13 protein-coding genes are annotated in these 13,139 nt (G+C 67.4%); 5 read left to right on the top strand and 8 right to left on the bottom strand.

Annotated features, from left to right (window positions below; translation table 11 throughout):
- Nucleotides 1-152: 152 nt before the first annotated feature.
- Together PUR53_RS32260 and PUR53_RS32255 are read left to right on the top strand one after the other, a co-directional pair.
- Nucleotides 153-1,106 (top strand): DUF4365 domain-containing protein, encoded by a 954-nt coding sequence (locus PUR53_RS32260; protein ID WP_329910581.1) that lies wholly within the window; start codon nt 153-155, stop codon nt 1,104-1,106.
- Between the two features lie 629 nt (nt 1,107-1,735).
- Nucleotides 1,736-2,149: a hypothetical protein gene (locus PUR53_RS32255; protein ID WP_329910580.1), complete on the top strand. Its 414-nt coding sequence runs from the start codon at nt 1,736-1,738 to the stop codon at nt 2,147-2,149.
- Nucleotides 2,150-2,176: 27 nt separating this feature from the next.
- On the opposite strand, the gene PUR53_RS32250 is transcribed toward PUR53_RS32255, so the two are convergent.
- The 4 genes from PUR53_RS32250 to PUR53_RS32235 form a co-directional block, all read right to left on the bottom strand.
- On the bottom strand, nt 2,177-3,685 hold the full coding sequence (locus PUR53_RS32250) for a LacI family DNA-binding transcriptional regulator (protein WP_329910579.1): 1,509 nt from the start codon (nt 3,683-3,685) through the stop codon (nt 2,177-2,179).
- On the bottom strand, nt 3,682-4,380 hold the full coding sequence (locus tag PUR53_RS32245) for a hypothetical protein (protein WP_329910578.1): 699 nt from the start codon (nt 4,378-4,380) through the stop codon (nt 3,682-3,684). The genes PUR53_RS32250 and PUR53_RS32245 overlap by 4 nt, the downstream gene beginning before the upstream one ends.
- Before the next feature lie 187 nt (nt 4,381-4,567).
- Nucleotides 4,568-6,181: a tyrosine-type recombinase/integrase gene (locus tag PUR53_RS32240; RefSeq protein ID WP_329910577.1), complete on the bottom strand. Its 1,614-nt coding sequence runs from the start codon at nt 6,179-6,181 to the stop codon at nt 4,568-4,570.
- Nucleotides 6,178-6,837 carry a helix-turn-helix domain-containing protein gene (locus tag PUR53_RS32235; RefSeq protein WP_329910576.1) on the bottom strand — a complete coding sequence of 220 codons (660 nt, stop codon included), beginning with the start codon at nt 6,835-6,837 and terminating at the stop codon, nt 6,178-6,180. Before PUR53_RS32235 ends, PUR53_RS32240 begins: the two co-directional genes overlap by 4 nt.
- A gap of 91 nt (nt 6,838-6,928) precedes the next feature.
- On the opposite strand from PUR53_RS32235, the gene PUR53_RS32230 reads away from it, so the two are divergent.
- The 3 genes from PUR53_RS32230 (at nt 6,929) to PUR53_RS32225 (ending at nt 9,400) form a co-directional block, all read left to right on the top strand.
- Nucleotides 6,929-7,213 carry a hypothetical protein gene (locus PUR53_RS32230; RefSeq protein WP_443080384.1) on the top strand — a complete coding sequence of 95 codons (285 nt, stop codon included), beginning with the start codon at nt 6,929-6,931 and terminating at the stop codon, nt 7,211-7,213.
- 486 nt (nt 7,214-7,699) lie between these two features.
- The gene (locus PUR53_RS48370; protein ID WP_443080383.1) at nt 7,700-8,266 is read left to right on the top strand and encodes an ATP-binding protein; all 567 of its coding nucleotides are present in this window, start codon (nt 7,700-7,702) and stop codon (nt 8,264-8,266) included.
- 303 nt (nt 8,267-8,569) lie between these two features.
- The gene (locus tag PUR53_RS32225) at nt 8,570-9,400 is read left to right on the top strand and encodes an RNA methyltransferase (protein ID WP_329910574.1); all 831 of its coding nucleotides are present in this window, start codon (nt 8,570-8,572) and stop codon (nt 9,398-9,400) included.
- Nucleotides 9,401-9,410: 10 nt separating this feature from the next.
- Here the strand turns inward: PUR53_RS32225 and PUR53_RS32220 are convergent, their stop codons facing one another.
- From PUR53_RS32220 to PUR53_RS32205, 4 genes are read right to left on the bottom strand one after another with little or no spacing between them, the layout of a single operon-like run.
- Complete coding sequence (locus tag PUR53_RS32220) at nt 9,411-10,412, bottom strand: glycosyltransferase (RefSeq protein ID WP_329910573.1); 1,002 nt, start codon at nt 10,410-10,412, stop codon at nt 9,411-9,413.
- A complete protein-coding gene (locus PUR53_RS32215) occupies nt 10,409-11,308 on the bottom strand; it encodes a glycosyltransferase family 2 protein (RefSeq protein WP_329910572.1) in 900 nt (299 codons plus the stop codon). The genes PUR53_RS32220 and PUR53_RS32215 overlap by 4 nt, the downstream gene beginning before the upstream one ends.
- On the bottom strand, nt 11,305-12,060 hold the full coding sequence (locus PUR53_RS32210) for an HAD family hydrolase (RefSeq protein ID WP_329910571.1): 756 nt from the start codon (nt 12,058-12,060) through the stop codon (nt 11,305-11,307). The genes PUR53_RS32215 and PUR53_RS32210 overlap by 4 nt, the downstream gene beginning before the upstream one ends.
- Complete coding sequence (locus tag PUR53_RS32205) at nt 12,057-13,079, bottom strand: NAD-dependent epimerase/dehydratase family protein (protein WP_145869514.1); 1,023 nt, start codon at nt 13,077-13,079, stop codon at nt 12,057-12,059. Before PUR53_RS32205 ends, PUR53_RS32210 begins: the two co-directional genes overlap by 4 nt.
- Between the last annotated feature and the right edge of the window lie 60 nt (nt 13,080-13,139).

Genomic DNA, 13,139 nt, shown 5'->3' with positions numbered 1-13,139 from the left:
GACGAACGCCTGGCCGTTGTTCCATCCCTACAAGTCATTGCCAAACAGCACCGACGCGTATGGCACGGGCAGGTACCCGAGGCTGGAAGCCGGCTGGGGTCCGCGCGCCTCCCGGAAGTAGCAAGCGCCGAGGGCGGCGAATAATGGCGGTCATGATGCGCCGAATTCCCGCTGCCAAGGTCGGCAGCGAAGGAGTCACTCACACTCAGCTTGCTGTCCAAGACGAGTTGGGGTGGCTGTTTCGTCCGCAGCCGGACGAGGACTACGGGATCGACGCCCATGTCGAAATCGTGGACACGGAAGAGGTGCTGGGGCGGCTGCTCGCGCTGCAGATCAAGAGCGGTGAGAGCTGGTTCAAGGAGACCACTCAAGGTGGCTGGTGGTTCCGGCCCGATGCCGAACACGTCCAGTACTGGCTCAACCACTCCCTGCCGGTGGTGGTGGTCCTGTACGAGCCGGGGGTCAAGGTTTGCTACTGGCAGCTCGTCAGCCGCGAGACGTTGAAAAGAACCCGCCGGGGCGGTTGGAAGCTGCTTGTTCCCCGCAACCAGATCCTCAACAAGGAAGCGGCTTCGGTGTTGCGTGGGGCCGCCGAGGACGACCCGTATGTACTGCGCATCCGTGATCTGCAGCTGGCGCGGCCGTGGATGGAGCGACTCGCGGCTGGCGAGCGCCTCGTCATCGACATCGAGGAATGGGTCAACAAGACCTCTGGGCGGGGCGAGATCGTCCTCGGCGTCGACAATGAGGACGGCCAACCGCCGACCGAGCTCGCGCGCTGGCCCATCATGCTCGGACTCTCCAGCTACGCCGATGTCGTACCGGGACTGTTCGCCTGGGCCGAAGTCGGTCTCCACGAAGAGACCTACGACGAGGCCGACTGGGACCAGTACGACACGGAATGCCGCGTCTGGGACAGCGAGATCACCTTCCACTCGGAGAAGTACAGCGATTGGAAGCAGGGCCGGTTTTCCGGGCTGCGCCCCTACACTGACGACGGCGAAGTCGCGCTGTGGCGTCTGGAGCTGACTCTGAACGAACTTGGCACTGCCTTCTTGGTGGTCGACCGGTTCGGAGCCACAGGCGAGCGTCAGCTTGTGCAGTAAGCCGTTCGACTGGTCCGCTCGCGTGGTGACGACCGGCGCGTTGACCTTGAACTGCCAATAGGCGGTCTCGGGGTACGGGTGAGCCGAGAAATGACGCTGGCCGTTGATCATGGTTCGTCCGTCGCTCCAAGGGCGCTGACGCGGTTGGCGTACTCGCGGCGGGCCTTGACACCATCGAGGTGTACACGCCGCCTGCTTTGCCTCCGCCGCTCTACGTGGCTGGGAGGTGTCGGAGCTGGGGCGACTGGGGTGAGGCTCTGGACCGCGAGGTCGAGGACGCCGACCGGCTGGTTGGCGCGGAGCCCCGCGAGGCCGCGTGGATCGCGATGGCTACACCGCCGGACTCAGCGAGCGGCAGAACGGGCCCTGATCTCGATGGGAGACCTCCGCGATCCGCCAACTCGTCCTCCAGGCCTCGGCCCCGTCATCGCGAAAACCCTCGGCTACCACGACAAGACGGCCACCCCTGGTCACCGAAGTCGGCGGAACCTGGAGCCGATACGCCCCCGGCAACCGCCAACGATCGACCAGGCAGCACCAGGCTCTGGACGAATCAAATCCGAAAGAATAATCTGAAGTCAGAATTTTTCTTTGAATTCAGACTTGGGGGGATCCTTATGGCTACACCCGTGTTCGACCTCACCGCAGTCGACGCTGGCGGCCAGGTCGAGAGCTGGGAGGAGCTGCGGCATGCCGTCGAAGAGTCTGGCGGCGTTCTTCGTGTCGTCATGTGGCTTCTGCGTGACCTGGAGCAAGCCGGTCGCCTCGGCGTTCATGTCCGTGCCAGCATCAGTCGCCGCCTCGACGGTCTCGGACTCGCTCACCTGCCCGCCGATATCCCCGGTGAGCAGTACGCCGTCATCACTCTCTACAAGCGCGGCACTCCTGCTGCTGCCGTCGTTGACGCCGTGTTTCGCGACGGCAGCAGCAAGGCAGCCGAAGTCGCACTCCGCCGCATGAACACCTCGCGGGACGCTGAGAAGCTCCAGATCGTCACGGAGAAGGTGGAAGAACTCGCCAACATCCTCCTCGACGAGGAGTAGGGGCGCCGCCCGTTGCTCGGTCTCACGTTACTCAACGTGAGACCGAGCAACGGGCGGCAAGGAATACGCGACACCGCAACATGCGAGCCCATCAGTCTCAACCCCCGGCACCGCGATCACGATCGGCGGGGTTGAGATCGATGGCGAGGAGACTGGATCATGGACGCGTGCACGCAGGAGATCATCGAGCACGCGCACCGGAGACGTCGGGCATAGGGCCAGCCGGGCGTCGAGCGCTTCCTCCCACTGCTCGGTCAGGTGGAGCATGAGGCGCTTGCGCATGCCTGGGGTGACGTGGGCATAACGCGCCGAGACCGAGCCGTCGATGTGGCCCATGCGTTCGTCCATGAGGGCCGTCTCGGTGCCGAGGTCCTCCATCACGGTCCGGTGGGTGTGGCGAAGGCCGTGGGGCGTGAGTCCCTGGGCGATTGGGAGCCAGCAGGCATCGGCCCGCTTGCTGGCTCCGCGCCCTCGCGCCGGAATTCCGGGCCACGGCTCGCCAAGCACTGGTACGGGGCGGGCCTCCTGCGGGGCCTTCTTCGGGTACCAGCCCGACACCGCAGGGGTGAATAGCCAGGTCGCAAAGCCGTTTCGGCGCCAGTGGGCAGCGTGCTGCGACACCAAGCCGCCTCGCACGAACCCCAGGTCCGCGATGGCCTGTTCCACCCTGACCCGCTTGGCTTTGGTGACGCAATCGGGGTGGTTGAGGACGTTGGACACCGTGCCTGTGGAGACTTCGGCGCGACGTGCGACGTCGATGAGCTTCGCGCCCTGGTGGCCACTGGTGCGGGCAGGTCTCTGGCCTTGGAAGACGTAGGTCTTGCCGTGGCACGGGCAGGGTGACGGCTTCGTACGGGCAACGTGATCGGCGACCAGGGTCGACAGCCAGTCCATGGCGTCGATGGTGCGGTAGCTGTCGTCCTTGGGTGGGCAGCGCACCAGCTCACCGGCGTCGAGTTCGTACAGCTGCCACTCGACGCGGATTGAGCTGGGGCGGGCGAATTCCGTCTCCAGGCCGACGACTTCGCCCCAGCGCATGCCCGTGTAACCCGTGAGGACCACGGCGACGAACTCGTCGTCTCGACCGGACAGTATGGCGGTCCGCTCGGCGGTCAGCAGGATGCCGAGTGCGTCGGTGATGATCTTCTCCGGGCCACGGCCTCGGAAGCGGCCGGCGCGCTTGCCGCGACCGCGCCGCCTTGCGGCCGGGTTGAAGGTGATCAGACCTTCGTCGATCGCGTCTTCGAAGATCAGGTGGAGCGTCGAGCGCCAGGTCTTGACGCTGGAGGCCGCGTAGACGGCCTTCTCCTTCTTCTCCCACAGGTTGACATCCGTGCGCAGGATGCTGGCGAGCGCCTTGTCCTCGAACTCGGGGAGCAGGTGCTTCTTGATATGACGCCGATAGTTCTGCATGGTCGAGGCGGCCAGGTCTTGAGCCTCGTACCAGCGGTTTGCGTACTTGCCGAATGTCTCCTGGCCCAGTGCCGGGTCACGCCAGCCGCTGTGCTGGTATTCGGTTTCAGTCGGCGGACTCATGGGAGGTGAACCAGGTAGCCGGGTTGGACGCCGTCGAACGTGGTGATGGCTGTTCCGGATGTGACCCAGAGGCTGGTGGGTTTCTCCCCTGCCGGGATCTGGAACACCCCGTGCACCGGCCCCTTGCTGCCGGGGTTGATGCCGAAGGTCGGCGCGGTCTCACCTTTGCTGTTCCAGTACTGGGCATAGTCCAAGGCGTAGTCGGCATCCCTTTGCGACTCGGTGTAGCGGGTGTCTGCGACGTTCAGGCTCACCTTGTCGCTGGCGTCCCAGGACGCCATGCTCTTGCCCACGTTGACCGCTTCCATGGCCAGGACGCAGAACTGCTTGCCGGACTCCGGTGTCGGTGTTGCAGTGGGTGAGCCGACCGCGTCGGCGGCGTACGCCAGCACCGCGTGGTCCAGCGGCTTGCCGCAGACCACGCTGCGAACGGTGAACTGCCACCGGTGCGGGTCGTTGGCGGTGTCCGAGGCCAGGACGGTGAGGGTGAAGGGCATGCCCGGTCGCGCCGTACCGAGTACCTCGGCGCCCGGCGGTACGCCTGCCTGCGAACCAGCGCCGGTTGTCGTCGGTTCACCAGTGCCAGCGCTGCCGTCCGCGCCGGGCGAGCGATCAGAGCTGCCTGAACAGGAGGCCATGATCGCAACAAGGGCAAACGCGGCGGCGGCGTGACACAGATCCCGGCGCGCGCTCATATCCCCATGCTGATACGCCGCGACCTTGTCCGCATGCCGGAGCCGGGCAGTAACCAGACGGATCGGTCCATCTGGGCCTGCCCCGCCCGAAGTGGTGTCGCGTCCGTTCGAACGCTGGCGTGGCCATCTTTCCCTTGTCCGAGCCCTCGGTCGGATTCCCGCTGACCGGGGCTCCTTCTCGCTGTGCTCAGGCGGAGCGCTCTCCTTTTGCCTCGTCGCTCTTGCGGGGTGGCGTCATCCTCGGTCGGCGGGGGGCGGTTGGCGGGTCCGTGTCCTTGACGGTCGTCAGGGGCCTGCGGGTGTGCGGTACGAGTTGTGTGACCTTCTCGGCTGCGTCACGGGCGAGATCGTCCAGGACCGACTGGTAGATGTCCCGGGTGATCCGGGTGTCCGAGTGCCCAAGGGTCTCGGAGACCACCTTGATGTCGACCCCGGCCGCGAGCATCAGTGTCGCTGCGACGTGACGAAGGTCGTGGAGCCGGATCGGAGGAAGGCCGGCGGCCTCCGCCAGGCGCTCGAAGAGGTCGCTGACCTTGCCGGGGTGGAGGAGGGAGCCGTCCTCCTGGGTGAAGATTCTGCCGGTGTCCTGCCAGCCCTCGCCCCACGCCTCGCGCTCCTGCTGTTGGCGGGCCTTGTGGGCGAGGAGGTCCTGGTTGGTCTCCTCGTCGAGGGCGATCAGGCGGATGCCGCTGTCGGTCTTGGGGGCGCCCTCGTGGACCTCCCAGCCGTCCTGGACGAGCTGGGTGGCGATGGCCAAAGAGCGCGCCTTGGCCGAGTGGTCTTCCCACCGGACCCCGCAGCCCTCGCCTCGTCGGGTGCCCCGGAAAGCGATGAGCCGCCAGAGCACGTACAACCGGTCATCCGCGACGAAGTCGAGGAACGTCGCGGTCTGGTCGGGGGTCCAGACCATGACCGGCGAAGGCTTCTCGCCGGTCTCCTTCCAGCGCGCGATGCGCTCGTCGCTCCAGATGAGCGCCTTCGGCTTCGTGCCCGGAAGCAGCTCGACGTGCGCGGCCGGGTTGAAGGCGGGCATCACCTGCTGGGCGATGGCGACGTTCAGCGCGGCGCGCAGGGTGTCACGGATGTGCGGCTGAGTGTTGAGGCCGGTGGTCCGCCGAAAGGGGCGCATCGCGTCGAGCTGGGCCTGCAGCCAACGGCGTCGGGCACGGTTCTCGGCACCCTTGTTCGGCGTGGCCTTGAGGTCGTTGAGCACCACGCGCCGCTGGGCGTTCTGCTCCTGGACCTCGATGTTGCGCTCGTTGATCGCGTCGAACATCGAATCGATGTGGTGCACGCGCAACTTGTCGAGGCGCAGATGGCCGAGGTGCGGCTTCAAGTGGACGCGGATATCGCACTCGTAGCGCGCTGCCCCGCCCCGCCGCAGACGCTTGCGTCCCGCCAGCCAGGTGTCGAGCCACTCCGCCACGGTGACCTTGGAGTTCAGAGACTGCCCCGTCTTGAAGCGGCGGCGGGTCTCGTCGTAGTCCGGGACGGGATCCTTGTCCTTGACGCAGTTCTCCAGGAGGTCGCTGATCTGGGTCTTGCCCCAGGCGTCGTCCTCCTCGGGAATGGCCATGAGGGCGCGAACCTTGTCCAGCTCCTCCTGGGCCTTGGTGGAGGTCTCGAATCCACCGCGACGGAACCGCCTGCGGCGGCCGTCCTGCGCGGGGTCGAGTTCCTGGGAGGCGGTCCAGGTGCCGTGCCGTCGGGACGACTTGAGCTTGGGGCAGGAAGCGCCGTACTCCTTCCCGGTCTTCGGGTCGGTGCAGCGGCACCGCCGTATGAGGTTTCCGCTCTTCACTGCCCGTCCTCCGGGTGGGTCGGTATGTCGGGCTGGTCGACGAAGGCCAGTTCGTCGGGCAGGGCCGGAGGTACAAGGTCGCGCTCACGCATCCGGCCTCGGAACGCGCGCAGCTCCTGGCAGTCCTCGAAGGCGTGCTCCTCGTAGCCCTCGGCACGCTCCAGGAGCGTGGCTCTGCGAGCCCGGTCCAAGGTGGTGCTCGCCGCGCGCCGCCTTTCCTTGGCCAGGGCGGTGGAGGCGGTCGCGGCGGCCACCAGGTCACCGTGGTTGCGGAAGACGTCGAGGACGTCGCGGGAGGTGCCCGCGGGAGCGGGCTGGTCCATGGGGGTCTCGCCGGTGAACCATGCGAGCGCGTCCCAGGTGGAGACCTCCCTTCCCGGGAGGACCTCCACCGTGTCGGAGGAACCGAGCGGAAAGAGGAGGGTCACGGGCGGAACGCCGAGGACGTCAGCCAGCACGACGAAGTCGGCGATGGTCATGCTCGCCTTACGGCCGGACTCCAGGTTCTTCACGGACTGCTCGGTGATCTCCGTCAGTCCGCGGTCGGCACACCCCTGGGCGACCTCGCCCATGGTGAGGCCAGCGGCCTTGCGTGCCTCGCGCATCTCTTGGGCGATCCGGGCGGTGAACGCCGCTGGCCAGTGAACGGGTTTCATGGCTGCACTTTAAGGTGCTGGAAAGTGCTGCCGCAACTGCGTGATACATCTAGGCCGACACCGCAGCACCTGAAGGCATCAGGAGGGCATCATGAAGGCACCCGCTTCTTCCCGTGAAGTGCGAGGGTTGATGAGTGACGAGCTGCTCGCTCTTCCGGCGGTCATCGACCTCGACACCGCGAACCGGGCGCTGATGATCGGCCGCTCCACCGGATACGGGCTCGCCAAGCAGGGGGCGTACCCGGTCAAGGTGCTTCGGCTGGGAAATGCGTACCGGGTAGTGACTGCCGACCTGCTGAGGCTGCTCGGGCTGGAGCGCCAGCAGTCGGACAGCGGCCTCGAAGTCGCCGGTGGGCAACACAGCCTGTGTGCGTAGAGACGATCACATCCCATCGCGTCGCTTGTTGGTGGGGCGGCCTGGCCCTGCCTGTGCGAGGCGTACTGGCAGGGCGTATCTCCCCCGGCTCGACCACCCGCTCATCGTCTTCCAGGCTGCCCACACGGCCAACCCCCTCCAACCGGTCCGCGAGGCCCGCCTGTGGAGACGACCGTCAACGGCGCCCGATTCAGCCGCGATACGGACAGGGGATGGCTGCGCCGGACAGTGCACGAGCGTGATGGCGCATTACTGCTCGTCCACGGCCTCCAAGAGCGGTGGTCTGAGGTGAGGTGCGGAGGGGTACGGTCTACCCGACGTGCGTTTCCGGTGCTCGCGGCCTCAACAGAAGCCGACCCGTACCACAACACGTCGAAGCGTCAAAGCGTCTTGCCGGGCGTGCCTACGGACAGACTGTCCTCCCACAGCCCTTGTCGGGTGGAAGGCTTCTTGTCACTGAGGCCACTACCAGGTGAGGTTGTCGTCATGGCGCGTCGCAGTCCCGAACGTCCGACGTACGGATTCACGGTTGCGGCTGCTGTCGACGCTGTCCCGGCCGCACGCCGCCAAGTTGTTTCGCTAGCCCGGGATCTGGGGCTTCCGCTGTCGGACCAGACACTGGAGACCGTTGAGTTGCTGGCTGGAGAGGTGATCGCCAACGCTGTCCTTTACACAGACGCTCCGTGCGACGTCTCCGTGACGCGGGCCGATGAACGGCTTCGCGTCGAAGTCACGGACGCGGATGCATCGTTGCCAAGAAGTGTTGAGGCAGGGCCGAACGACGAGAACGGTCGGGGCCTCCTGCTCGTGAGCGCCTTGGCGGCCGACTGGGGGATGCAACCGGAACCCTTGGGCAAGACGACATGGTTCGAGATCACGTCGGAGCCTTGGGCCGAGGGCACGGGCGATTACCGTGCGGATGAACCGCCTTCACCCCACGCGGGTGACGGTGCCGTCCGACGAACCGAGTGTGACGCTCGTAGGGCCTTGTCGGCCGACTCGCGGTCGTCGTTCGGCGCAGCAACTGCTGGGAAGCGACATCAGGCTGCCTGACGCTGTGATCCAAAGCGGCCGTCCCCGGCGGCCTCGAGACGGAACGGCTTGTGGCCGAACTGCACGCGGGTTGAGGGAAGGTCCGGTCGTAGAGGAGTCGTTGGAGTCCGCTGGGCGTTCCCGGCGAGGTCGTAGCTGCCAACAGGGCGACCTCGTGTGCGCTGCCGCCCGAAGCCGAGACGCCTGCACAACGGATGGACACGTACAGTCACGATCCGGTCCGTGTAACCTGCTGAGTGCCTGGTGCCGTGTTCCGCCTGGGACAACTGGGTTCGCAACGATCATCTTCGGCTTGGAGGACGGGTGGCAGTGCAGCGGATCACGACCCGCAATGCCCGTTTCCAGCAGCTGCAGACGCTGCTCAACAACCGCACCAAGCGAGGGCGTGCCAAGGAGTTCCTCGTTCAGGGTGTGCGGCCGATCACGATGGCCGTGGAGCACGGCTGGACCGTTCGGTCCCTGCTCTATGACGCCAGCCGCCCGCTCTCCCGATGGGCCGAGGATCTACTGCGCGGGGTCGGCACCGAGCGCGTCGCGATGGCACCGCAGTTGCTTGCCGAGCTGAGCGAGAAGGCCGACGGCGCTGCGGAAGTCCTGGCAGTGGTCGAGATGGCGCCGGACAGCCTTTCGCGGATCAAGGTTCGCGACGACTTCCTCGGCCTGGTCTTCGACCGGCCGACGCAGCCCGGCAACATCGGAAGCATCGTGCGGTCGGCCGACGCCTTCGGCGCAAGCGGGCTTATCGTGACGGGGCACGCGGCGGACCCGTACGACCCCAAGTCGGTACGTGCCTCCACGGGATCGTTCTTCGCCGTGCCCGTGGTGCGGAGCCAGTCGCACCACGAGGTCATGGAGTGGCTGGAGAAGGAACGCGCTCAGGGGCGGCCGGTTGCCGTCGTCGGCACGGACGAGGACGGCGATGCCGAGGTCTCGGAATTCGATCTGACCCAGCCGGTTCTACTGCTCATCGGCAATGAGACCGCCGGCCTCAGCTCGGCCTGGCGAGAGCTCTGTGACCACGTGATCAGCATTCCGATGACGGGCTCGGCCAGCTCCCTGAACGCGTCGAACGCCGCCTCCGTCGTTCTCTACGAAGCGCGCCGTCAGCGTCTGGCGAAGCAGCGCAAGGCGTGACCTTCCGAGGTCACGTCCAGACCTCGCCGCTGACCGCTCTCTTGTAGACCGCCAGGTACTGGCGGGCGATGGTGTGGTGGCCCCATCGGTCCACCGCTGTTTCGCGCACGACCTTGGCCGTGGGAAGCGACGCCAGCACCCCCTTCGCGTCGCCGGGTGTGATCTCCTGTCCGATCGGCAGCACCGTACCGACGCCGGGGACGATCTCCGGCAGGCATCCGTTGTCCGTGGCGATCACCGGGGTACCGCTGGCGGCGGCCTCCGAGACCACGGTGGCGCCGGGCTCGATCCATCGTCCGCCGAACGGTCCTCCCCACGTCTGGGACAGCACGAGCTGCGCTCGGGCGTGTGCGATCAGTCGGGTACGGGCGCTGCCGCCGACCTCGCCCACATAGCGGACGGTGTGCGGGAAGTCGGCCAGCAGTGCGTCCAGGTAGTCCTTCTCCCAGGCCGGTCCGGCGACCGTCAGCGGCACGCCGGCGGCGTGCGCGAACGCCGCCGCCTCGCGCACGCCCTTGTGCGCGGAGACCCGGCCCAGGAAGAGGAGATAGTCGTCCTTCACCTCGTGGAACTGACAGCGCGCGGGGTTGACCGGTAGCCGGATCACCGGCGCGGAGACCGACCCCGCGGCAGCGCGTTGCGCGCGGGAGAGGTAGATGCCGTTGGTCTGGAGCTCCGGCACGCTGTTGAGGTGGTGTGTGCTCACCGTGGGTCTGTGGTTGTTGGCCGGCAGTGCGGCGGTGTTCGAGTGGTCGTGGACGATGTCCGGGCCGAAGGCTTCGATGGCGGCGTGGATCTCGGCCTTCTCCACTGCGTCGGACACCGTGACGCCGTCCTGGACTGGGCTTCCTGGAGCTCCGAGGAGGAGGATCTCGCACCCGGCCTCCAGCAGTCCGTCTATGAGCGTGGCGACGACCCACTGGATGCCGCCGTAGCCCTGGGGCGGCACGGTGATCCACTGGCGGGGGTCGGCGCCGTACCGGTACGGCGGGATGACCATGGCTACCTTCATCGGTCGCTCCTGGGCTCGGCGTCGGCGTCGCTGGTCCGGCTCCGTGTGATGGCCTCCCGGCACACTCCGAGAAGCACGCTGGCGGTGTAGAGCAGGGCGAGGGCGGCCCGCACCGCACGCGCGCCGTCTCCCGAGCGGTTGCGGTTCCATTCCTTGGTGATGCCTCGCCGCGCGTCGATACGCCGTGCTTCGCTGCGGCCCTGCCAGAAGGCGCGGCGCAGCAGGTAGGACAGGGTCAGCCGGTGGGCGGGGATCAGGTGTTGCACCTCGGCGTCGTGCAGGATCGTCGCGGTGGCACCGCGCGCGGTCATCTCCCGTACGAAGGTGGTGTCCTCGGCGGAGATGAGGGAGCCGCCGATCCGGCCGAGGCGCTCGTCGAAGCCGACTCCCAGTAAGCGGGCGTGCTCGACATCGATGGCGAAACTGCCGCCCCAGATCGACGCCGGCCGGGCCGGCGCGTGCGAGCCGAGGTAATGCAGTTGTCCGGAGGTGAGGAACCACGGGCGTCGGCGCCCTTGAAGGTGAGCGGTGATCCTCGTCCCGGTGACGTGTGCGCCGGCGGTCAGGGCTTCGCGTATCCGGGTCAGTGCCACGGCGGTGGGGACGATGTCGTCGTCGAGGAAGACGACGTGCTGCGTCGTGGCCTCCTTCATGGCCTTGTTGCGGCTGTGGGAGAGGCCCTGGTTCCCCTCGTTGCAGATGACGCGGATGCGGGACGGAGGCGGCGAGGCGTCTGTGGACAGCGTGGGCAGGTGCTGGACGGGCATGTCCGCGATGACCAGGAGGCGGTCCTTGGGGCCCATGGCCGCGGCCGTGCGGGTGACAGCCGCCGACAGGCTGTCGGAGCGGTTGCTGCAGATGACGATGGTGAGAGGTAAGTCGGCGCCGAGGATCATGGGCGCACCTCCTGGCGGGGGCGTGGGCTGCGCTTTTGGTGGCTGATGGTCCGCAGCACATCGGCCAGGTTTTCGAGGGCGGCGATGGCCCAGTGCCTCGTGCTTCCCTCGGTTGTGTGGACGCGTTGGATCTTCAGCTCCCGGTATGCGGTCACGATCTCGGGAGCGACCTCAGCAGGCGCGCTCCATCCGCTGTCGACGTGGACGATCACTGCCGAGCAGCCGAGAGCGAGTGCCGGAGCGGCGTCGTGGTCGGGCCGGTCGCCGACGACCGTGGTGTGTTCGGGCTTCCAGCTCAGCCGGTCCATGGCCCACTTGAAGAGGCGGGGGTCGGGTTTGGCGTAGCCGACGAGGGAGTCGAGCGCGACGAGTTGGACTTGCTGCTCGATTCCGAGGGTGCGCAGGATGGCGAGGCATTCCGGGGGCTGGTTGGCGACGATGCACACCTCGTACTCCTCGGCGAGGTGGCTGAGGGCGTCGACGGCTCCGGGAACGGGCTGGACCAGCGAGGTCCAGCGCTCGCGGACGCCCTGCCAGCTCTTCGTGCCGTTGGGCGGGAACAGGCTGGGCGGGGGTGATCCGGGCGCGCGGCCCTGGTAGAAGCCGCGCATGGCCTGGAGGAAGGCGTCCATGGGGAAGGCGGGATCGTCCGCGCGCGTGAGCTCCCAGACGCCCTGGAGCCAGGCGAGGTCGAAGGGCTCGTCGTAGTAGAGGACGCCGCCGACGTCGACGGCCAGGGTGCGGCGCGTCATGACGTGGCCGCTCGTCCGGCGGCCCAGGTGAACCACTCGGGTTGGTCCGCGGTGTCGTTCTCGATGCTGAGGGAGGTCACGGGTTCCACGGGGCCGTGTTCACGGGCCCAGGCCGCGGTGCGTCGCAGACCTTCGGCGAGCGGGGTGTCGGCCCAGTCGCCGAGCGTCTTACGGGCGAGGCTGTTGTCGGTGTACGCGGCGTGGACCTCGTCGCGGGCCGCCAGGTGCTTGATGGGGTGGTCGGGGACGCCCATGGCGGTGCGCACGGCGTGCGCCATGTCCAGCACGGTGCTCGTGTGCGAGGAGCCGACGTTGAAGACCTGGCCCCAGGCGGCCGGCTGGTCGGCGGCGGCGAGGAAGGTGCCGACGATGTCCGGGGCGTAGGTGAAGGCGCGGATCTGGCTGCCATCTCCGTACACGCTGACCGGCTCGCCGCGCATGATCTGGTTGAGGAAGATGGCGACGGCGTTGCGGTACGGGTCGCCCATGTTCTGCCGCTCGCCGTAGACGTTGTGCATGCGCAGGGCGAAGTACGGCAGACCCTGAAGCTGCATGGTGACCGCGAGTTCGCGCTCCACTGCGAGTTTCGCGTTGCCGTAGCTGTCGGCGGGGACGGGCCGCTCGTCCTCGCGCATGGGGACGTGTCCGTGGCCGTACACGGCGACCGACGAGGCGAAGCCGAAGAACCTGACCTTGGCGGCCAGCGAGGCGTTGATCAGGTTGATGCTGCCGAGCAGGTTGACGGAGTAGTTGTGGTGCTTGACGGCGTGGCTGATGCCTTCGGCGGCGAAGGCGGCGAGGTGGTAGACACCGTCGAAGCGGTACGAGGCGAAGAGTTCGGCGACCGTGGCCTGGTCGGCGACCGAGCCGACGACGAGGGTCGCGCCGTTGGGCACGTTCTCGGTCTTGCCGCCGTCGAGGTTGTCTAGGACGACGACGTCGTCGCCGCGCTCGATCAAGGACGCGGCAAGGTGGGACCCGATGAAGCCGGCGCCGCCGGTCACCAGATGTGTGGGCATGGCGTGTCTCCCTTTGGCGTGAGTGGGGACCCGCCGCGGCTCTGGACTGGGCCGCAGCGG

Source organism: Streptomyces sp. SP18BB07 (genome assembly GCF_036322545.1).
In the GTDB taxonomy this organism is placed as follows: domain Bacteria; phylum Actinomycetota; class Actinomycetes; order Streptomycetales; family Streptomycetaceae; genus Streptomyces; species Streptomyces deccanensis.
Note: the sequence above shows the minus strand (reverse complement) of the source record. Positions and strands in the feature narration are given on the sequence as shown.

Coding starts and splice junctions, on each gene's coding strand:
- PUR53_RS32245 (WP_329910578.1), bottom strand. CDS start 4,380: ATGAGCGCGCGCCGGGATCTGTGTCACGCCGCCGCCGCGTTTGCCCTT.
- PUR53_RS32220 (WP_329910573.1), bottom strand. CDS start 10,412: ATGAAGGTAGCCATGGTCATCCCGCCGTACCGGTACGGCGCCGACCCC.
- PUR53_RS32235 (WP_329910576.1), bottom strand. CDS start 6,837: ATGAAACCCGTTCACTGGCCAGCGGCGTTCACCGCCCGGATCGCCCAA.
- PUR53_RS48370 (WP_443080383.1), top strand. CDS start 7,700: ATGGCGCGTCGCAGTCCCGAACGTCCGACGTACGGATTCACGGTTGCG.
- PUR53_RS32230 (WP_443080384.1), top strand. CDS start 6,929: ATGAAGGCACCCGCTTCTTCCCGTGAAGTGCGAGGGTTGATGAGTGAC.
- PUR53_RS32205 (WP_145869514.1), bottom strand. CDS start 13,079: ATGCCCACACATCTGGTGACCGGCGGCGCCGGCTTCATCGGGTCCCAC.
- PUR53_RS32260 (WP_329910581.1), top strand. CDS start 153: ATGATGCGCCGAATTCCCGCTGCCAAGGTCGGCAGCGAAGGAGTCACT.
- PUR53_RS32250 (WP_329910579.1), bottom strand. CDS start 3,685: ATGAGTCCGCCGACTGAAACCGAATACCAGCACAGCGGCTGGCGTGAC.
- PUR53_RS32210 (WP_329910571.1), bottom strand. CDS start 12,060: ATGACGCGCCGCACCCTGGCCGTCGACGTCGGCGGCGTCCTCTACTAC.
- PUR53_RS32215 (WP_329910572.1), bottom strand. CDS start 11,308: ATGATCCTCGGCGCCGACTTACCTCTCACCATCGTCATCTGCAGCAAC.